At 73.8% G+C, this 19,118-nt stretch carries 17 protein-coding genes; 4 read left to right on the forward strand and 13 right to left on the reverse strand.

Translation table 11 applies throughout. The features are described 5' to 3' along the window. From FNH09_RS33090 to FNH09_RS33105, 4 genes are all read right to left on the reverse strand, one after another. A partial coding sequence (locus FNH09_RS33090; protein ID WP_420802800.1) for an AfsR/SARP family transcriptional regulator occupies positions 1 to 2,208 on the reverse strand: 2,208 nt, incomplete at its 3' end. Between the two features lie 123 nt (positions 2,209 to 2,331). After that, positions 2,332 to 3,729, reverse strand: coding sequence for a hypothetical protein (locus tag FNH09_RS33095; protein ID WP_152893594.1), 1,398 nt, complete (start codon positions 3,727 to 3,729; stop codon positions 2,332 to 2,334). Between the two features lie 82 nt (positions 3,730 to 3,811). Next, positions 3,812 to 4,144: a hypothetical protein gene (locus FNH09_RS33100; protein WP_152893595.1), complete on the reverse strand. Its 333-nt coding sequence runs from the start codon at positions 4,142 to 4,144 to the stop codon at positions 3,812 to 3,814. A 109-nt stretch (positions 4,145 to 4,253) separates the two neighbouring features. Beyond that, positions 4,254 to 4,760 (reverse strand): DUF4913 domain-containing protein, encoded by a 507-nt coding sequence (locus FNH09_RS33105; RefSeq protein ID WP_152893596.1) that lies wholly within the window; start codon positions 4,758 to 4,760, stop codon positions 4,254 to 4,256. A 152-nt stretch (positions 4,761 to 4,912) separates the two neighbouring features. Between FNH09_RS33105 and FNH09_RS33110 the strand changes: the two genes are divergently transcribed. Beyond that, positions 4,913 to 6,124, forward strand: coding sequence for a hypothetical protein (locus FNH09_RS33110; protein WP_152893597.1), 1,212 nt, complete (start codon positions 4,913 to 4,915; stop codon positions 6,122 to 6,124). Between the two features lie 75 nt (positions 6,125 to 6,199). After that, a complete protein-coding gene (locus FNH09_RS33115) occupies positions 6,200 to 7,954 on the forward strand; it encodes a hypothetical protein (protein WP_152893598.1) in 1,755 nt (584 codons plus the stop codon). A gap of 98 nt (positions 7,955 to 8,052) precedes the next feature. Here the strand turns inward: FNH09_RS33115 and FNH09_RS33120 are convergent, their stop codons facing one another. Next, positions 8,053 to 9,111, reverse strand: a complete 1,059-nt coding sequence (locus FNH09_RS33120; protein ID WP_152893599.1) for a C40 family peptidase — start codon at positions 9,109 to 9,111, stop codon at positions 8,053 to 8,055. 197 nt (positions 9,112 to 9,308) lie between these two features. Between FNH09_RS33120 and FNH09_RS33125 the strand changes: the two genes are divergently transcribed. Both FNH09_RS33125 and FNH09_RS33130 read left to right on the forward strand, forming a co-directional pair. Continuing rightward, complete coding sequence (locus FNH09_RS33125; RefSeq protein ID WP_152893600.1) at positions 9,309 to 9,704, forward strand: hypothetical protein; 396 nt, start codon at positions 9,309 to 9,311, stop codon at positions 9,702 to 9,704. A gap of 53 nt (positions 9,705 to 9,757) precedes the next feature. Further along, the gene (locus FNH09_RS33130) at positions 9,758 to 10,924 is read left to right on the forward strand and encodes a DUF418 domain-containing protein (RefSeq protein ID WP_152893601.1); all 1,167 of its coding nucleotides are present in this window, start codon (positions 9,758 to 9,760) and stop codon (positions 10,922 to 10,924) included. Here the strand turns inward: FNH09_RS33130 and FNH09_RS33135 are convergent. The 8 genes from FNH09_RS33135 to FNH09_RS47245 form a co-directional block, all read right to left on the reverse strand. After that, a complete protein-coding gene (locus FNH09_RS33135) occupies positions 10,842 to 12,641 on the reverse strand; it encodes a type IV secretory system conjugative DNA transfer family protein (protein WP_152893602.1) in 1,800 nt (599 codons plus the stop codon). The genes FNH09_RS33130 and FNH09_RS33135 overlap by 83 nt on opposite strands. Then, positions 12,638 to 14,347 (reverse strand): ATP/GTP-binding protein, encoded by a 1,710-nt coding sequence (locus FNH09_RS33140; RefSeq protein ID WP_162469456.1) that lies wholly within the window; start codon positions 14,345 to 14,347, stop codon positions 12,638 to 12,640. Before FNH09_RS33140 ends, FNH09_RS33135 begins: the two co-directional genes overlap by 4 nt. Beyond that, positions 14,344 to 15,846 (reverse strand): SCO6880 family protein, encoded by a 1,503-nt coding sequence (locus tag FNH09_RS33145; RefSeq protein ID WP_338017754.1) that lies wholly within the window; start codon positions 15,844 to 15,846, stop codon positions 14,344 to 14,346. Before FNH09_RS33145 ends, FNH09_RS33140 begins: the two co-directional genes overlap by 4 nt. Next, complete coding sequence (locus FNH09_RS33150) at positions 15,843 to 17,069, reverse strand: hypothetical protein (RefSeq protein ID WP_152893603.1); 1,227 nt, start codon at positions 17,067 to 17,069, stop codon at positions 15,843 to 15,845. Before FNH09_RS33150 ends, FNH09_RS33145 begins: the two co-directional genes overlap by 4 nt. 1 nt (position 17,070) lies before the next feature. Then, positions 17,071 to 17,847: a DUF8175 domain-containg protein gene (locus FNH09_RS33155; protein WP_338017753.1), complete on the reverse strand. Its 777-nt coding sequence runs from the start codon at positions 17,845 to 17,847 to the stop codon at positions 17,071 to 17,073. Further along, positions 17,844 to 18,149, reverse strand: a complete 306-nt coding sequence (locus FNH09_RS33160) for a hypothetical protein (protein ID WP_152893604.1) — start codon at positions 18,147 to 18,149, stop codon at positions 17,844 to 17,846. The genes FNH09_RS33155 and FNH09_RS33160 overlap by 4 nt, the downstream gene beginning before the upstream one ends. Before the next feature lie 72 nt (positions 18,150 to 18,221). After that, positions 18,222 to 18,506 (reverse strand): hypothetical protein, encoded by a 285-nt coding sequence (locus FNH09_RS33165; RefSeq protein WP_152893605.1) that lies wholly within the window; start codon positions 18,504 to 18,506, stop codon positions 18,222 to 18,224. Beyond that, the coding region (locus FNH09_RS47245) for a hypothetical protein (RefSeq protein WP_238427254.1) at positions 18,503 to 19,118 on the reverse strand (616 nt) is incomplete at its 5' end. The genes FNH09_RS47245 and FNH09_RS33165, both read right to left, overlap by 4 nt.

A 19,118-nucleotide genomic window follows, 5' to 3' on the forward strand; every position in this document is an offset into this window, starting at 1 on the left:
CGCCGGGGGTTCGAGGGGGACGCGGCTGCGCTTCGGGGTGATCAGCGGGTAGGCCGCGTCCGCGGTGTGCAGGTACCAGGTCAGCAGCCGCTCCACCGCCGCTTCCCGGTCCTGCGGGCTCTCCTCGGCCTGGACGCGTTCGGCGGCGTACACGCGCAGCAGGTCGTGCAGGGTGTAGCGGCCGGGGAAGTGCTCGGTGAGCAGATGCGCGCGGGTCAGCTCGACGAGCGGGCCGCGGACGTCCCGGGGGGCGAGCCCGGCGAGGGCGGCCGCCGCGGGCGTCGAGATGTCCGGCCCGGCGTGCAGACTCAGCAGGCGGAACAGGCGCGCGGCCGACGCGGACAGGGCTTCGTACGACGACGAGAAGACGGTCCGTACGTCGATGCTGTCGTCCCCGGTGAACGCGTCGAGGCTGCCGTGGCTGTCCCGGAGTTCCTCGGCGATGGCACTGAGCGGGAAGTCCGGGTGGGTGGCCGCGCGGGCTGCCACCACGGCCAGGGCGAGCGGCAGTTGGGCGCACCGCGCGATGATCTCCTGCACCGCCTCGGTCTCCTTCGCCAGCCGCTCGGGCCCGAGTCGGCGCGTCAGGAACTCGTGGGCCTCGGCGGGCGTCAGCTGGTTCAGTGTCAGCGGGTGCGCGCCCTCGCTCGCGACCAGGCCGGTGAGCTGGTTGCGGCTGGTGACGATGACGAGACAGCCGGGAGCACCCGGCAGCAGTGGGCGGACCTGCTCGCTGTCGCGGGCGTTGTCGAGGAGGATCAGCACCCGCCGCTCGGCGAGCACGCTGCGGTAGAGCGCCGTCTGGGCCTCAAGACCGGCGGGGATCCGCTGCGGGGCGACGCCGAGGGCGTCGAGCAGTACGCGGACGGCCTCGGCCGGGGGCGTCACCGAGCCGCTCGGGTCGAAGCCGTGCAGGTTGACGCAGAGCTGTCCGTCGGGGAAGTGGGCGGCGACCTGGTGGGCCAGGTGCACCGCGAGCGTGGTCTTGCCGACGCCCGCCATGCCGCCGATCGCGCTGATCAGCACCGTGGCCGGGGCGCTGCCGTCGACGGGCAGCAGGCCCCTGGCGCGCTCCAGTTCGGCGCGCCGCCCGATGAAGGAGGGCAGATCGGCGGGGAGTTGGGCGAGGCGCGGGGAGAAGGGCGGCTGGGCGGCGGGCCGGCGGACGGGCTCGGCGGGGGAAGGACCGGTGGTCCCGGCGTTCTCGTGGGTGCTGCTTCGAGCTGCGCCGGCGGTGTCCGCGGGTCCGGCGGAGGCGGCCCTGCCGTGCGGAACGCCCCGCGCGGGCGGCTCCACGGCCGCGTCGTCCGCGGGGTGACGCGCTCCGGCATCCGCGGCCGTGACGGGGCCCGAGGCCGGAGCGGAGACCGACGTCGGAGTGGAGACCGGTATCGGGGCGGGGCCGGGCGTCGGGGCGGCGAAGGGTGTCCGGTCGGAGACTGAGGTCGACGGGCCGGCCAGGGACGGGTCGGACGCCAGGATGCGCGCGTGCAGGTCGCGCAGGGGAGCGCCGGGTTCGATGCCCAGCTCGTTCACCAGCGTCGTGCGGATCCTGCGGTAGGCCGCCAGCGCCTCGGCCTGTCTGCCGGACCGGTACAGGGCCAGCACATACAGCCGGCACAGCTCCTCCCGCAGCGGGAACTCGCCGGTCAGCGACATCAGTTCCGAGACCACCTGGCCGTGCCGGCCGAGCCGGACGTCGAGGTCCAGGCGCCGCTCCAGCACGTTCAGCCGCTCCTCGGCCAGCCGGGACCGCTCGGCCTCGGCCAGCGGACCGGGCAGTCCGGCCAGCGCCACGCCCCGCCACCCGTCGAGGGCGTGGTGCAGTAGGGCCGCGGCGGCGGCCGTGTCGCCCGTGGCGGAAGCCCGCGCCGCGTCCGCCACCTGGCGCTCGAAGGCGGCCAGGTCGAGGGCGTCCTCCGGGATCTCGGCCCGGTATCCGTCGCCCACCGAGACGATCGTCCGCGGTGGGACGTCCGGGTCGCGGTCGGGCTCCAGCGCCTTGCGCAGGCGTGAGACATACGTGCGCAGCACGGACACGGCGGCCGTCGGTGGCTCCATCCCCCAGACGGCGTCGACGAGTTCGGCGAGCGTGACGGCTCGCCCCCGGCGCAGCAGCAGTGCGGCCAGCACGACCCGCTGCTGCGGCGACCCCAGGTCGAGCTCCCGGCCGCCGAGCCAGCCCCGTACCGGTCCAAGTACGGTCAAACGTAAGGAGGTTGTGTTCGTTCCGTTCACGGTTCGGACTCTAGTGACACTCCCTGCGCCCATGGGGCTTCGGTCATGAACTGTTTACGACCGGTGACCGTCGGGATACGCGTCCGGCACGGATCAGACCGTGAACTTGACCGCCTCCAGCCAGAGGTCGTTGCTGAGGGTGCCGCCGAAGATGTACGCGGGGCGCGGTCCGACACAACCCGTCTGGTTCCAGCCGACGTTGTGGACATGGGCGGTCTGGCAGACCTGGCCGCCGCTGCCGATGTTGATGGCGTAACCCAGCATGTCCGGGGCGCCCTTGGCGGTGCTGCCGATGTAGATGTCTTTGCCGTCGGCGGTGTTGGGCGTCCAGTGCGGCTTCCAGACGCCCCTCCCGTCGGTCGAGCCCGGTTTGTGCACAAAGGCGTTGGCGGCCACCCCGCCGGTCCCGCGCACAGCGATGTTCAGCGCCTTGATCGCCCGGTCCTGCCCCGTCGTACCGGCCACCGTGCCGTCGCACACGGGCTTCTGCCAGCCCTTTCCGGAGACGTAGGCGCGGTAGCAGATGTGCCGCCCGGGGTCGTTCCCGGCCAGCCGGTTCACGGCGCTGGCGGCGGTCTCCTTCGCGGGCGCGGCGGTCACGGTCGCCGTGGCCTTCGGGGGCCGTACGGTCACGGTCGCGGTGGCCCCGGCGGCACCGCCGGGCGAGGTGTGTTTCGGCTTGCCCTTGGCCTTCGGCGGCGTACTGGTCGAGGACGGTGTCGGGCTGGGCGTCACGGAGACGGTGGGCGTCGGCGTCGTACCGCCGCCCGCCGGGTCGTGGCCGGTACGGGAACGGCTCGGCCCGGCGCTCGCACCGGCGGCGGTGTTCTGCTGCCCGCCGTCGCCCGATCCGCCGCCCGTCATCGCGAGCGGCACGATGACGAGGGCGGCCACACCGAGGGCCACCGGCCCGACGATCAGGGGCCGGTGCAGCAGACCGGACGGCCGGTACTCGTCGTCCGACTGGCGCGGTGCCGCCCCCTCGGTGGTGCCCGGGCGTCGTAGGAGGGCGCCGGGCACGGGGGTCCGCCGGGCCGGAGGCGGCGGCTGCCGCAGCGGATACGCGCCTCGGTCTGCACCGTCGCCCTCCTCCGCGGCCTTGTCCTCGCCGTCGTCCCTGTCTGCGTCCGTGCGTGCGTACGTGCCTTCGTCATCGGGCGGTACGGCGTCCGGGCCGACGCGGGCCGCGACCGGCTCCGCCGTCGCCTCGACCGCCGCCGGTTCCGGCGAGGGCGGCCGCTCCACGAGCCTGCTCGAACCGTCGGGGGCGACCTCGACATAGGTCACGTCCGCCACGGCCGGGTCGGAGATGGCCGCCGTCACGGGCGAGTTCCGCCGGCTCGCATGCCCTTGCAGCGCGTCGAGGATCACCTCGTCGACGGCCGCCCCCGCCGGCATCGGCACGGGCACGCCGTCGATGGCGGCGGAGCCGTCGGCGGCGATGACCACCGAGAGCACCTTCGAGTCGTCCGTCTCTTCGTCCCGGCTCATGGCCGTCCCTCCCTGGCGTTCCGGATGCCAGTACAACGGGAGGCACCCGGGTGCGGTTCAAGCTCCGTGGGGTCGACCGGGATCAACGGCGCTTGACCTGTTTGCCGCCCTGGCGAGGGTCGGCGCGGTGGGCGGCCGCCGCGGGACGGGGATCCGGTCCCGTCGAGGTGCGCTCCTTCGGGGAGGTCGCGGGCCGACCCGTGTCGAACGGGGAGTACTGCCCGGCGCCTTGGCCGACGGGCGGCGTGAAGAGGGTCGACTGATCGGGCGCCCAGGTGGCCGGGAACATCGGGAAGTCCATGGCCGGGGCCGTCGCGGTCAACGAGGACATGGACGGGGCTTGAACCGTGGGGACGTACGGCGGCTGCGTGTCCTGCTGCCGCTCCGCGGGCGGGTCTTCCTGTGGTGTCGACATGTTCCGTGCCGCCTCTCCGCGCGGGACCGCCCGGCTGTGGGCGGTCGACGGGAGGCAGAAACGGGCCCGGCCGCCGAGCGGTTCGATCCGGCGGGCGGGCGCGCTCCGTTCAGGCCACGCCGGGACGCGGACCGAACGGGTCCCTGGCGTCCACCGGCGGGGCCTCCTTGGCCCGATGGCCGCCGGGCTTGCAGCCGGCGAACGGGCCCTGGGGGTCGCGCAGGGTGGCCATCACCGGGCCCAGGAAGTCCCGGTGCCAGGCGGCCGGCCCGGTGTGTCCCCCGTCGGGGCCGGTCAGTTCCCCCCAGGCCAGCCACAGGGCGTGCAGCTGGGCCACCGCCTCATGGTGTTCCCACCAGCGGGAACACCAGGGGGCGGTGGAGGTGACCTCACGGCCGTACACCGGGAGCAGCACGTTGTGCACCCACAGGGTCAGCCGCCGCAGCGTCTGCCCGTACTCGGCTCCTTGCAGGTACAGGATGAACCGCGGTGGGGCGGGCGCCTCCGGTTCGGGGGCGGGCCCCTCATGGTCCTCCGGCGCCTGGGGGGCGCCGGCCGGTTCGTCCCGGTGGTGCGCGGGTGCGGTGGCGGGGGCCGTGGGTGTCTCGGTGGTCATGGTGGGCACGTCCGTTCTTCGCTGCTCGGTTCCGGCCGGGTCGAGGACGAAACGCGCCCGCGCCGGGCGCGGTTCAACGGCCGGTTGAACCGGTCGCCCCGGACGGCCCGTTGTGCCTGCCATCGGCATCTCCGGCCCACGAGAGGGGCGCCATGCCCGACCTCAGTCCGAGCCCCCGGGACGCAAGCCGGTCGTCCGACTCCGCCGCGGCCGCCGCCGTCGACCTCGACCGGATGTCGGACGCCCTGCTCAAGCTGGAGCACTCCGGCCGCGCCCGGCGGGCCTGGGAGAGCACCCGGCGGCTGCTCGCCGAGGGGATGCGGAACCTGGCGCGGTTGATGCGGCGGATGTTCCGCCGCAGGTCCGGGGGAGGAGCGGGAGACGGAGGGTACGACCTTCCGTACGGCCCGGCGGGTGCGGCCGGACAGCAGCTGTCCGAGGGGTCCGAGAGGCGGCGGCAGTCGGACGGACGGCCCGAGGAACGGCAGCGGGAGGCCGGCCCCGAGCGGCAGCGGGACCGGGAGCTCTCGTCCCTCGACCAGTTGGTCCGGGCGGTCGGCGAGCTGCCGCCCGAGCACCGGCGGGCGTTCGAGGACACGGTCCTGGAGAAGATCAGGACCGACGACAGCTGGCTACGGGCCTACGACCGGGATGTCGCCGCGGGCCGGGACTCGTTCCTCGTCGAGTACGCCAACAACGCGTATCTGAGGGAAGTGGCGCCGTCCGACGGGCCGGACCCGCAAGAGGCGGGCGACGAGGCCGACTTCACGCAGGGACCCCCGGCGTACTCCGCAACACCGGACCGGGCCGCGGTGAACGACGCGACGCCCGAGCCGGTCCCGGACCGCGAATGGGTCGGAAACAGAGCACTGGACCTGAGCGACACACCGGACCTGAGCGACGCGCAGGATCGCGAAGAGGCGTACGACGGGAATGACACGCGGGACCGCGGCGACGCGGACGTCCTGATCGACGAGCCGGTCCTCGACCACTGGGATCGCTTTCTCGCGTCGATGGAGCGACCAGCAGGCCAGGAGCGGGACCCGGCCGCCCCTGCGACTCCGGCGCCGCTGCCTTCCCCCGACTCACGCACAAACCCACCCGACCTACGCACGAGTTCACCCGACTCACGTACGAGCTCACCCGTGTCGCCCGTGAGCCCGCCCGTGTCGCCCGTGAGCCCGCCCCTGCCCGCGGCGACCCCGCTGCCCGTCAATCCGCTGGGGCAGGGGGCCGAGCTGCACCGGCCGCAGACGGCGGGATCGACCCGGCGTACCACGCAGGGTCCCGACCGGGAGCGGCCCGTGGCGGGGTCTCCGCAGCCGCCGGGCGGCAACCGCGCCCGGCCGGGGCGACGGCGCTAGCGACGACGCGCCCCCGTAACACGCCGGTGTGTGCGCACCGGCGTCCATCCACGAGGCAAGAAGGAGGAAGACCGTATGGCGTGGAACGAGAACAAGTTCAACCGCGATGTGCAAAGAGGCCTGGACCGCATCGACCGGTGGGATGCGGTGGTGGGCACGGACGCGGTCCGCAACGCCTACATCAACTTCACCGACGTGATGCGTCGGGAGGGAGAGTTGATTCGCGCGGGCAATGCCCCCGCGAACTCGGGCTGGGAGAACCAGGCCGCGTCGGTGGCCGCGCGGGCCGAACTCATGGACGCGTTCCGGGCGGTGGACGCCTTCCGGGTCTCCGCCGCCTGGGCCACCGACAACCGCGGTGCCGACCCGGCGGAGCTGGCGCAGGCCCGGCGGGACGTGGCGGCCTCGTCCGCCGAGAACACGGCCTTCTGGGTGAAGTCGACCTCGCGTCCGGCGGAACAGCTCGGCGACACCCTGGAAGGGAGCGTCGGGGCCGGCGTGTTCGACCAGCTGACGTACGGCTTCGACAACGCGCGCGGGGAGTGGTCCCCCTCGCTGTGGCAGCTCTGGAACGAGATGTCACCCGAGTTCGCCCGAGGGACGCGCGGAGTCGCCCAGGCCACGGTGTTCGAAGGACTGCCGGAGCAGTGCGTCCTGCGGTCGGTGGAGTGGCCGGCGCTCAACGAGCTGATCGATCAGGGCCAGGTCGACCATCTGCACGTCAACGTGATCCGCAGGAACTCGGGCACCGGCCTGCTGGAGCAGGTCGGTCACTACGACGTGCGGTCGCAGCAGGAGTTCGACCACCTGCCCCAGGTGGCGCGGACCGACTCGTACATCGCGCGCCAGCAGCGGGAGTTCGTCACCCAGAATGTCGCCCGCGCGATCGAGCGCAACCGCGCGGGCGTGCAGACCACCCTCGACAACTTCCGTCGCCGGTGGTCCAACAGCGGCCAGGACGTCGAGTTCGTGCTGTCCCACCCGGACGGACCGGGCCCCGACCTCTCCGAGAGCCCCGCGAACCTGTCCAGGACGCAGACGAACACCTCGGGGCAGGGACGTGCTTCCTCGTCCGGGCGCAGGGGTTCGGCCGCATCGCTGATGTCCAGGCTGGAGACCCTGGAGGCCGAGCAGCAGCAGCGGGGCAGCGACACCGATTCCATCTTCCCCGGCCGCCGGGGCTCCAGCGCGGTCCCCACTCCGAGCCTGTCCCGGGCGCAGTCGTACGCGATCTCACCCGGCTACGGCGGTCTGCCGGCCACGACCGTCGACCAGTACATGGACCCGTCCTCGGTCGCGACCGGGTACCCGCCCGTGTCGACGTCCGGGTACTTCGACACCACCTTGCCCACCACCCTCCCGCCGATCTCGGAGAGCCATCCGATGCCGGCGCTCAGCGAGACCCTGGGTGCGTTCCACTTCCCGGTGGACGACGGCTACGGCTACGAAGACCAGGGGGACCAGTCGTTCGACGGCTACGACGACCGGGGAGACCAGTCGTTCGACTTCCCGGCGGCGCCCGTGGTCGACCCCACCAGCTTCAACCCGTCGACCACCAGGCGCACGAGCCGTTCGACGCCGAGCACCCGCTCGGTCGGCTCCTACGGTGACGACGGCGCCGATCTGGCCCGGGTCAACGCGCACACCGGCAACTCCCCGGAGCGCACTCCGGCGGCCCAGGAGCCGGCCGGGGAGACGCGGGAGCCCAAGAAGCCCAAGAAGAGCGGCAAGGTGGCGCACCCCAAGCTGAACGCCTTCTTCTCCGGCAAGAAGCCGCCGCCCGGCGCCGGTGGCGCCACCAGCAGCACCGGCAAGGTCAAGAAGAGGTAGTGGGTCACGGCCCGCTCACCCCGGCGCCCCTGACCGGACGGCAATCGTCCGGTCAGGGGCGCCGTGCCGTCCGCGTCCGGCCGGGAGTGCGGGCCCGCTCAGGCGTCCGGGTCCGGCCGCACCACGCCCAGGATCTGCATCGACCCCGCCGGGGACACGTACACGAACCGTCCGGGGCGCGGGGCCGAGATGATCTTGCCGTTGCCTATGTAGAGCGCGACATGGCTGGCGTCGGAGAAGTAGATGATGAGGTCGCCGGGGCGCATCTTGTCGACGGGGACGTGCGGCAGCCGCGCCCACTGCTCCTCGGAGGTGCGGGGGATGACGACCCCGGCGTGCAGCCAGGCCTGCGAGGTGAGGCCGGAGCAGTCGAAGGAGTCGGGGCCCTCGGCGCCCCAGACGTAGGGCTTGCCCAGCTGCTGCGTCGCGTAGGCGATGGCCTTCCGCCCGGCCGCGCCGGCCTCGGTGCCGACCTGGTCGAGGATGCCGGTGCCGACCCACTGCGCCTGAGCCTTGTCGGCGGCCTGCTTCTCCAGTGCGGCCAGACGCTGCCGTTCCTGCTCCTGGAGCCGTGCCTCAAGGGCGCGGGCCGCGTCGATGCGCTGCTCGATCGTGTCGCGGTGCTGGTCCATGGCCCGGCGGCTGGCGCGCAGGCCCGCCAGTTCGGCGGTGGCCTCGTCGGTGCGCTTGCGCAGCTCCTCGCGGGCCGCCTCCAGCATCGTCAGCCGCTGCTGCGTGGCCTGTTGCGCCTGTTGCGTCAACGCGGCGTCTTCCAGAGCGTGTTCGGGATGCGAGGACAGGGCGAACTGAAGTTCGGCGGGCAGGCCGCCGCCGCGGTACTGGGCTCGCGCCGCCGCGCCCAGCAGTTGCGTCAGCCGCGCCCGGCGTTGTCCGGCCTGCCGCACCTGGCCGTTCAGGATGTCGACCTTCTTCTGCTGGGCGCGGGCCTTCTCGTCGGCGGCGTCGTACTTCCCGGTGGCCACTTCGGCCTGGTGGTACAGCGCGTCGAGCTGGGCCCGCACCCCTTCGAGGGTGGTGGGGCCCGGGTCGGGTGCCGCGAGCGCGGGCGACTGGGCCGTCGCCGTCAGGGCGCACAGCAGGGTGAAGGCCGCCGCCGTCCGGTGGCCGTGTCCGTGTGCGCGGGGGGACCGTCTCATGCCGTCCGTAACTCCCTTCGCAGCCGACGTGGTGACGGCTTCGACCACACAACGGGGTTGTGACGTAGGGCGGTTCAAGTCCGCCCGGCCGATGTGAACCGGTCCGGTCCGGCACCCGTTGTGGCCTGTCGTGGCGAGCCACGCCTGTCGCGGCGGCCCACATGGACACGAGGGCGCCTGGACGACAAGGGGACCGGATGGAAACGGAGTTGGTGCTGCTCGCCCTGTGCACGGGAGCGGGTTCCGGCCTTCTGCTGCTCGCCGGCCGCGCGCTGCTGACAGCCGTGCGGCTGTGGGCGCGCGGCCTGTGCGTGACGGGGGTCGTCACCGCGCGGGCCCCGGCGGACCGACGGCGCGGCGGACTCGTGGCCTACTCCGATCACCTCGGCCGGGCCCGGCTCCTCGACCCGGGGGCGTACGGGGCGCTGTGCGGGCTGCCGCCGGTCGGGACCGCCGTGCCCGTGGTCTTCGTGCGGTCCCGGCCGGCGGCGGCCCGGCTGTGGACGCTGCGGCACCTGCTCGCCCCGTCCTTCGGGTGGTTCGTGTCCTCGACCGTCGCGTTCGGTACGGCGGTCGTGGTGGTGTCGCCGTGACGGGCGAGGAGCCCGGGCGCGCGGAGGGATCGGGGCGGGTCGGGGAGCTCGACATGCTCCGCGGGTTCGCGCTGCTCGGCATCCTGCTGGTCAACGCCCAGATGATGGCGGGTCCTTACGTGTCGCTGGGTGGCGGCCCGACGGTCTCCGGGGCGGATCGGGCGGTCGCCTGGGCGGTGACCGCGCTGGTCTCCGGCAAGTTCTACCTCCTGTTCTCCTTCCTGTTCGGGTACAGCTTCGTGCTCCAGCGGCGCTCGGCCCGCCGGGCGGGCGCCGCGTTCGCGCCCCGTCATCTGCGGCGTGTGCTGGGCCTGTTCGGGCTCGGACTGCTGCACGCCGTGCTGCTCTATCCCGGCGACATCCTGATGACGTACGCGGCGCTCGCGCTGGTCCTGTTCGGACTGCGCGACCTGGCCCCGCGCACCGCGCTGCGCCTCGCGGCGGGCCTGGTCCTCACCCTGTCCGTGCTGCTGCTCGGGTACGGGTTGCTCACCGTCGCCGCCACCGAGCCGGTCACCCCGGCCGAGTACGCGCCCTACGCCGCCCGTACCGTCGCCGCCTATCGAGGGAGCGTCTCGTCGGTGCTCGACGTGCATCTGCGCGAGCTGCCGGCCGTGCTCCGGGCGGACCTGACGTACGCCCCCGACATGCTGGCGGCCTTCCTGGCCGGGCTCGCGGCGGCCAGGACCCGGCTTGTCGAGCGGCGTGGACGGGACGGCCGATGGCTGCGCGCGGTCGTCGTGCGCTGGCTTCCGGTGGGGCTGGCCGGCGGGGTGGTCACCGCCTGCTGCGCGAACTGGCCGCTGGACAGCCGCTGGTTCCTCGTCGGCCACGCGGTGGACGTGCTCACCGCCCCCGCGCTGACCGCGTCGTACGCCTGCGCGCTGTTGCTCCTGGTGCGCGGCCGGGCGGCCGAAGTCCTTGCCGCGGCTGGACGCATGGCGCTGACCAACTACCTCACCCAGTCGCTGGTCCTCGCCGTCGTGTTCACCGGCTACGGTCTCGCCCTCTACGACAGGACAGGCGCCGCCGCCGTGACGGCGGGGTGCCTGGTCCTCTACGTCCTGCAACTCGCTTGCAGTCGCGCCCTGTTGTCCCGGGGGCGGTACGGTCCTGCCGAACTGCTGCTGCGCACCGTCACGCTGGCGCGGCGTCCCGCTCCCAGCGGCTGCGCTTCTCCAGCCGTACCCCGGCGGTACGCGCGGCGGCCCGTGCCGTGATGGCGTCAGCCTCCGCCTTCGCCTGCGCGGAGATGGCGTCGGCGCCGGGCTCCTTGTACCAGGGGCGCAGCCGGATCAGCGCCGGTCGGATGCCGGTGGCCAGCAGCAGTGCGGTGCCCTTGGGCAGGGCGCGGATCCTGTCCGGCGGCAGGATCGACTCCTGGCGGTAGGAGTACGAGCGCGAGGTGCCCTCCTTGCTGCGGGACAGGCTCGGTGTCTTCACGTCGTGCTGGCCGACCAGGGTCGAGATCTTCTGCACGAAGTCGGCGTCGTCCAGGCCCGCGCCGAGCAATTTGACGGTCGCCGCGCTCCACAGCGCGTCCATCCCCACCTCGCCCCACACCCGGGCGCCCTGGCGGTAACTCTGGAGCAGTGTCACCACGTTGATGCCGCGGGAGCCGAAGTGCGAGTAGAGGTCCGGGAGATCGGAGATGCGGCACACGTTGGCGGCCTCGTCGAGGACCGCGGTCAGCGGCGGGTCGAGACGGCCGCCCATGCGTTCGGCGGCCACCACGCCCGCCCGCATCGTCGCGTCGGCGAGGCCCGCGATGACCCCGGCCGCCGAGCCGCCGCCGTCCTTGGACAGCAGATACAGGGTGTCCGTGCCGACGACGTGCCGGTCGGGGCGGAACTCGGGCAGATAGGGGTCGGGGGTCACCCAGGCGAGGATCTCCGGGTCGAGGAGGCAGGACACGGTCTGCCGGGCGGTCTCGTAGATGCCGTCCCGGGTCTCGACCGCGCCGCGCACCGTGCCCTGCAACTGCTCGGCCATCGCGTACAGTCCGGCGTCCCGCAGCAGGTCGATCGGGGTGCGGTCGGCGGGGTCGGCGAGCCAGCCCAGCAGATCACCGACGGGGGCGCCGCAGCGGGCCGCGGCCAGGAACAGCGCGGTGAGGGTGTTCTGCGCGGCCGAGATCCAGAAGTCCTTCTTCGCCGCGTCGTCGTTGACGGAGGCGACGAAGTGCCCGGCCAGGCGGCGGGCGCCCTCGATGGTCTCGCAGTCGCCCAGCAGGTTCCACCACATGGCGCGCTCGGTGTGGGCGATGCCCTGCGGGTCGAACGTCCAGATGCGGCCCGCCTTGGCGCGTTCGGTGCGGGTCACGGCGTACACGTCGGACTTGTTGGAGGTGAGCAGGACGGCGCCCTGGGCGCGCAGCACGCGCGGCACCGCGATGCCGGTGGACTTGCCGGCCCGCGGCGCCATCAGGTCGAGCTCGACGTCCTCGTGACTGCTGCGCAGTTCGGGCCCCTTGGGGTCGAGGTCGCCGAGGAGGTTGCCGGTCTCGTCCGGGTGGAGCCGCTCCCGCCCCTTGAGTCCGGGGCGTAGTTCGCGGGCGCGGGCCTCGATGCCCTTGGGGCACATGCTCGCCAGCTCACGTCGTCCGGCCAGGCCCTTGGTGCGGCCCGCGCGTTCCAGCAGCAGCCGTACGACGAACGCGGCGGGCAGCGCGATCAGGGCGAGCAGGGCGATCATGCCGCCGTAGACCGCGGCCGGCGGGGTGCCCGGCCACAGGGCGCCGGGTCCCTCGCCGGTCAGGTGAGTGGCGGTGGACAGCGCGAACGGCGGTGTGTCCCAGCCGTGTCCGGTGATCCCGGCGCCTAGGGTGCCGCCGGCCCAGCCGACGGTGAACACGGCGAGGGAGGCCCCGGCGAGGGCCGCGATCGCCCAGGGGGCGAGGTCGTGCACCCCGCTGGTCGAGGGGGTTCTGCCGCTCATGCGGTCCACCTCCCGGGCAGGGCGCGTGGTCCCTCCTGGGCGGCCCGCGCCACCTGTGCGGCGGCGCGCGCCACGGACTGCTCCACGGCCGTCTCGTCGGGCGTCCAGCGGGTGTTGGTGTTGTGCAGCCGGCGTTCGGCGTCGGTGATGGCCACCTTGATGGGGATGCCGGGTCGGCCGCCGACCTTGATGAGGAACCGGCCCCGGCCGGGCGGTTCCTCGTGCTCGCCGGTGACGCCCCAGCCGGGCGGCGAGGACCACGACGACACGAGTTCGATCTCGCGCCGGGACAGGCCCACCACCTTGCCGAGCTCCTCCATCTCGGCCTTGGGCAGTCCGGCGCACACCACCATCCCGGCCCGCTCGACGAAGCCGCGCGCCTTGGCGCGGTCCGAGTCGGTGCCGAGTGCCTCGGCGTCCTTGAGGGTGTGGGTGATCTTGGCGTCGCCGAGGCCCAGGGAGCGGTTGAGGCGGGTGAGCGCGTCGATGCGGTCGACGATGCCGGAGGCGGCCCGCAGCGGGCGCCACAGCTCGTCCAGCACGGTGAAGAACCAGCGCCTGGGCGCGAGTCCGGCGTCCGCGAGGGCGTGCGAGGCGGCCACCGTGCCCAGCCCGTCGGACCAGGCGGCGAGCATCGCGGCGGCGGTCAGCTGGGTGTCGGCCTCGCCGATGCCGGAGATGTCGATGCACACGGCGGGCGCGTCCGGGTCGATCCGGGTGGAGGTCTCGGAGGCGAAGGTGCCGCCGAGCGGGCCGTCGAGGATGCCGAGCAGGGAGCGGTGCAGCGGATCGACCGCGTCCCGGTAGCGGGTGTCGTCGCCGCGGTCCAGGGTGACCGCGCGCACCCGGTCGGGGCCCTCGGTCAGCACCCGCAGCAGGTCGGGCAGGAGCGCGGGCCGTCCCGGGGTGGTGCGTTCGCGCAGGTGGTGCAGGACCGCGGAGAGCACGGACTGCTCGTGGTCGTCCATCGGACGGCCGCGCACGATGGTGACCAGCGCGGCCACCATGTTCAGCACCCGGCCGTGCGTCTCGGCCTTCAGGACCTCGCCCGCCTCGCCGCCGATCCGTACGGCGGCGGCGCCCATCGCGCCCGGGTCCAGCACGTTGATGCCGCCCCGGCCGCGGCCGATGGAGATCACCTGGCCGCCCAGGGCGCGCACGGTGTCGGCGTAGTCGGGCTTGAGGTCGCCGAGGACCAGCGGTACGACGCCGGTCGCGCTCAGTCCGATCAGCATCCGGTTGACGAGAGTGGACTTGCCCAGGCCCGGCATCCCGAGCATGAACAGGGAGGGGTTGGAGATGTAGCGGGCGCGGGTGAACCAGTTCAGCGGGTCGCCGCAGACGGTGGCGCCGGTGAACAGGTGCTGGCCGAGCGGCACTCCGGTCATGGGCGAGCCGGAACCGGCGGCGAACGGCCACATGCCGCACGCCTGCACGGTGGTGGCCCGCCACATGGTCGGCGGATCCATGTAGCCGACCCGGCCGCCCCCGGGGCCGTACCAGCCGCGCGGCGGGACGTAGAGCTCCTTGGGCCTGGACTTCTCCTTCCTGGCGCCGGACTTCCCGGCCTTCGCCTTGCCCGGTCCTGTCCCCGCCCACGCGGGGTCGAGCGGTGTCGGCAGCCCGCCGGGCCCGGCCCGCCACGCGGCCTCCTCGGCGAGCCGGTCCGCGCGCTCGGCCTTCTTCTCCTCGCCGCGGCGGCTCACAGCGCCTCCTGAAGTTCGTGCGGGATCAGGGTCTGCTCCCACGGGAGGATCCCGGCGGGCAGCGTGCAGGCGAACGCGGCCGCCTGCATCCGGTCCGCGGGCCGCATCAGGACCCGGGAGGCCGCGGTCAGATTGCGTACGGCGACGGTCGCGTCGGCGAGCTGGTCCAGGTCGTCGACGGTGACCGTCACCATCAGCGAGAACTCCACCAGCCCGGCGCCCGAGGCCTCCTCCACCGCGGTCTGCTCGGCCGCCCGCATCTCGGAGGCCGCCCGCGCCTGCACCATGCCCCGGCCCGAGGTCGCCATGAACTGCGCGGCACGCCGGTCCGCCTCGACGATCCGCGCCGAGGTGGCCGGGTCGATGGGCCGGTAGACCAGCGCCACCCGCTTGCGCCGGGTGCCCGGGGTCACCTCCAGCAGGTTCCTGAGCACCGAGGACCGTACGGTGCCGCGCGGCGCGAGAGTCAGCATCCAGGTCCGGGAGACCCCGGAGTCGTGCTGGTAGCTGCCGACCGTCTCCACGGCGGCGGCCGGTCCGGCGTCCTCCCACTCCAGGCCCGTACCACCGTACTGGGCGCGGGCGTCGAGGACGTCGGCGGCGACCGCGGGGTCGTAGGCGACCCGGACGACCTCGGCGATCCGCTCGGCCGACAGCGGGTAGGCGGCCCCGCCGCCCGCCGCGATCAGCCCGCTGAGCAGGCCCGGGATGCGGATGGCGAGGTCGGTGACGACGTCCTCCTTGCGGCGCTTCTGGCCGGGCGGCATCCCGTAGGTGAGGGTGACGTAGGTGTGCATCTCCGAGGACGCGGTCGGATAGCGCTCGACGACCTCCTCCATCACCGCGCGGGCGGCGGGCGGCGCGTCCGGGCGGATGCGGGGCAGCACCTCGTGGGCGAGCGCGGTGCCGGGGTCGGGGGCGGTCTCCACGATCAGGGAGGCGCCGCGCAGCCCGGGTTCGTGCGCCAGCCGGGCCAGCCACTCGCCCCACAGCGCCACCCACACGTCGACCTGGTCGGGGTCGACCAGGGAGCCGCCGTCGGGGTCGCAGCCCAGCACGATCGTGTACAGGTTGCGGGCGGGGTGGTGCAGAACGCCGAAAGGCCGGTCGTAGGCGTCCCGGCCCTCGATGGCGGTGACCTTGTTGAGCAGCCCCGGCGGCCGGAACCGCCCGCCCGGCCGGGCCGACAGCGGCCCGGACACGTACAGGTGCGCGCCCTTGGCCTTGCGGTTGCGCCAGCCGATGCGCAGGGCGAGCAACTGGTAGACGTTGCGCCCGTCCTGGGTGCGGATCGCGAGCGGGGTCAGCAGCACCACGACCGGGACGAACACCACCAGCGCCGCGTACAGCGAGATCAGGGACGCCAGCAGGGTGACGACGAGACCGCCGAACACACCGAACGTGCCGCCGGACTCCGCGGGGGGAGCGGAAGTCCGGCGGCCCGTCCAGGGGGCGGCGGGCGCTCTCGGCGCACCTCGCCGCCCGGTCCTCGGGGTCAGCGGTGCGAGCCGCCGCTGCTGGGGTTGTGTCCCTGGTCGCCGTCGGCGCCCTCCAGCGCACCCGACGCGGCACTGCCGAGCACCTGGGCCGCGGTCACCGCCGCGCCGACGATCGCACCGGCCGGTCCGCCGGCGGCCGTGGCGGCCCGTCCGGCACCGGCGCCCGCGGCCGCCCCGCCTCCGCCGCCCGGGCCCCGCGCACCCGCCGACCCGGAACCGCTGGAGCCCGCGGAGCCCTTCGCCCCCGCCGGCCCGGAGCCGCCGCCCACGCCGGACGCGCCGCTCGGCCCCGACCTGCCCTGCGAGCCGCCGCCGCTGCCGCCGAGCGACCGGGCGCCGGAGGCCAGGGCGCCGCCCGCCGCCTGCGCCCCGCTGCCGTACGCGGAGGCACCGCCGAGCGCGGCGGTGGCGGGCACCACGAGTTTCAGCAGCGCCGGCAGGGCGACCGCGGACAGCAGCATCACGCCGATGCCGGCGATGCGTTCGTTGACTGCGTTGCCGCCCTGGTTGCCGTCGTCGCTCGACACGATCATCTCCGAGCCGGCGTACAGCACCAGAGCCGCCGCGGGTTTGTACAGCAGCCAGGCGATCATCCAGCCGATGTGCTTGCGCCACCAACCGCCGCCCCAGTCGGTCATCGACGCCGCAGCGGCCAGCGGGAGGGTGCCGAGCAGCAGCGTCATGACGCCGAGCCGGATGTACATCAGGATCGTCTGGATGATGCCGGCGATCAGCAGCAGGAAGGCGAGGACCAGCAGCAGGAAGGCTTCGATCCCGGAGCCGTCCGAGCAGGCGCCGACCTTGGTCAGCACGTCCTGGGCGCCCGTGTTGAACAGGTGCGTGGAGTAGTCGTCGGCCACGGCGGCGGCCGCCAGGACGACGGTGGTGGAGGCGCCCGACACCAGGATGACCCGCAGCAGGCCCTTCAGGGCGGAGGTGCCCGCGGTGCCGCGCCGTTCGATGGCCATCCGCGCGGCCGCGAACAGCAGCGAGCCGACCGCGAGGTAGACGACGAGCCACTGCGTCTGGCCGTTGACGTTCTTCGCCGTGGTGGTCCCGGTCAGGGTGGGCACCCCGGTGGCCAGGGCCCCGAACACCGCGATGGCGCCCGCGAGGATGGTCTTGGCGATCAGTTCGACGATGGTGCCGATCGGGTCGCCCAGGAAGTCGAAGAAGCCCTTCACCAGGTCGAGGACCGGACTGCCGGTGGAGCCGCAGGTCATGTCAGGCCCCCCACAGGACGTAGCCGGACGGGTTGCCCTGGACCGTGGTGACCGACGTGTGCAGGGAGCCGTCGCCGTCGGGCACGACCTTCCAGTCGCCGTCGCTGAAGCGCAGCACGATGGTGGTCTGCGCGTAGCCCTGGCCGGTCCTGATCAGCAGGCTGACCTGTGCGGCGCGGCCGGTGTACGCGGTCACCGCGAAGCCCGCGTACGTGCCCACTGCCAGGCCGGGGCTCTGCTCGACGCTGTCGATGTTCGGGACGGTCGAGCGCTGGAACTCGAACAGGTCGCGCCCACGCCCCGCCACCACCTGCTGGCGGCTGACGGTCTTCCAGCCGGACCCGCTCATCTGGGAGGGGATCACGGTGGCGGCCAGCGCGGCCCCGACGGGTGTGTGCGCGTAGCACCAGCGCAGGGGTCCGGTCGTCCGGGTCGGCCCGGACGACGCGGAGACCGGCACCCGTGCGACGCCGAGCGTGTGCCAGCTGATGTCCTTCGGCGCGGATGTGGGCAGCGCGTCCCCCGCGCTGTCGTCGGTCCGGCAGCCGTCGGGCCGTCCGTCCTTCGGCGCGGCCCCGGCGGACAGCGGGCCGTCGGACGCCGCCGCGCTCGCGCCGTCGCCGTCACCGCCGGACGTCAGCGCCACGAACCCGCCCAGCAGCACCACGAGCCCGAGGAACCCCGCCGACAGCTGCCAGTTGTGCTGCTTCCAGTACGGCCCGGACTCCTCGGTCCGCCGCTGCCTTCGCATGAGCATCTCGTCCGTCCGCCCGCTCACGCGAAGACGAAGCTGACCAGCGGCCCGGCGGTGGCGACCAGCACACAGCCGCCGAGCACCATGCCGAGACGGCTCATGTGTTCCGAGCTCTCGCCCCGCTTGAGGGAGACGGCCATCATCGCGCCGGTGACCAGCACGCCGAGCACACCGGCCGCGGTGCCCGCCCAGGCGACGATGCCGAGGACCGTGTTGACCTTGCCGGTCAGTTCGCCGGGTGCGCCGCTCACCGGCTGCGGCACACCGCCGGAGGGGGCGGGCGCGGCGGCCAGGATGTTGGAGGCTTCGAGGAGCAGTGAGGACATGGAGATCTCCGTGGAGTGGGTGCCCCGCGTGCGCGGGAGGGGGACGGTCGGTAGGGGAAGGCGCGCGCGGGCCTACGGCCCGAGGAGGGAGAGGTCGCCGAGGAACGACACGAGCGGCCCGGCCGTCGCGGCGACCAGGCAGGCGATGGTGACGAAGAAGACGCCACGGAAGTGGACGCCGCCCTCGCCCGGTTCACCGCGGTTGAGCTGCACGGCCATGTTGATGCCGACGACCATCAGCCCGAAGACACCGGCGGCCGAAGCGCACCAGGCGAGGAGGTTGATGATCGTGTGCGCGCCCTCGGGCGGGGTGTAGGTGTCGGCCAGGAACCGGACACCGGGCAGCGGAGGTGTCATGACCCGCCCCCCTCGCCGTGGCGTACTCCGCCCACCAGTTCGGCGAGCCGGTCGAGCTGCCGCGGCAGGACCTTCGGGGTGGCGCCGGTGCGCCATGCCGGTATCCACGGCACCCGCCGCACCGGGACGGCCGAGCGCAGCACGCGGATACGGCGCAGCAGACCGAGCGGCAGCCGGCCGGGGGCGTCGGCGACCAGGACCACGGCGAGCAGGTCGAGACCCTGCGGGGCGTGCCCGTCGTGCAGCGCGCCGAGCGCCTGGGACACGGACCGCAGCCCGCGTGCGCTGGTCCGGCCGACCAGCACGATCCGCCGTGGCTCGCCCCGCGCCGGGTCCGGCCAGCGGGTCCCCACGTCGGCTCCGCCGAGCACCTCGACCAGCGAGGTGACCCCGGCACCGCCGTGTGCCTTGACCCAGCCGACGTCGTCCCGCGACCGGCCCCGGACCGGCCCGGGACGGCGGGGCTCGCCCCAGGCAGGTTCGGGGGAGGGAGCGAGGGAGAGACGGCTCGGCGACTGCGGGGCGGACCGGGGCTCGCTCCGGCCTGCCGCGGGCGTCGGCCCGGTGGCGGGAACGGGGGCGGTGCCTCGGGTCGGCGCGGTGGTGCGGGCG

It is taken from the genome of Streptomyces adustus (assembly GCF_009377175.1).
Taxonomy (GTDB): Bacteria; Actinomycetota; Actinomycetes; order Streptomycetales; family Streptomycetaceae; genus Streptomyces; species Streptomyces adustus.

Bases quoted from the DNA above. Each gene is read 5' to 3' on its own strand.
- FNH09_RS33100 (WP_152893595.1), bottom strand. From the start codon at position 4,144: ATGTCGACACCACAGGAAGACCCGCCCGCGGAGCGGCAGCAGGACACG.
- FNH09_RS33125 (WP_152893600.1), top strand. From the start codon at position 9,309: ATGGAAACGGAGTTGGTGCTGCTCGCCCTGTGCACGGGAGCGGGTTCC.
- FNH09_RS33095 (WP_152893594.1), bottom strand. From the start codon at position 3,729: ATGAGCCGGGACGAAGAGACGGACGACTCGAAGGTGCTCTCGGTGGTC.
- FNH09_RS33160 (WP_152893604.1), bottom strand. From the start codon at position 18,149: ATGTCCTCACTGCTCCTCGAAGCCTCCAACATCCTGGCCGCCGCGCCC.
- FNH09_RS33105 (WP_152893596.1), bottom strand. From the start codon at position 4,760: ATGACCACCGAGACACCCACGGCCCCCGCCACCGCACCCGCGCACCAC.
- FNH09_RS33150 (WP_152893603.1), bottom strand. From the start codon at position 17,069: ATGACCTGCGGCTCCACCGGCAGTCCGGTCCTCGACCTGGTGAAGGGC.
- FNH09_RS33165 (WP_152893605.1), bottom strand. From the start codon at position 18,506: ATGACACCTCCGCTGCCCGGTGTCCGGTTCCTGGCCGACACCTACACC.
- FNH09_RS33115 (WP_152893598.1), top strand. From the start codon at position 6,200: ATGGCGTGGAACGAGAACAAGTTCAACCGCGATGTGCAAAGAGGCCTG.
- FNH09_RS33120 (WP_152893599.1), bottom strand. From the start codon at position 9,111: ATGAGACGGTCCCCCCGCGCACACGGACACGGCCACCGGACGGCGGCG.
- FNH09_RS33135 (WP_152893602.1), bottom strand. From the start codon at position 12,641: ATGAGCGGCAGAACCCCCTCGACCAGCGGGGTGCACGACCTCGCCCCC.
- FNH09_RS33110 (WP_152893597.1), top strand. From the start codon at position 4,913: ATGCCCGACCTCAGTCCGAGCCCCCGGGACGCAAGCCGGTCGTCCGAC.
- FNH09_RS33130 (WP_152893601.1), top strand. From the start codon at position 9,758: ATGCTCCGCGGGTTCGCGCTGCTCGGCATCCTGCTGGTCAACGCCCAG.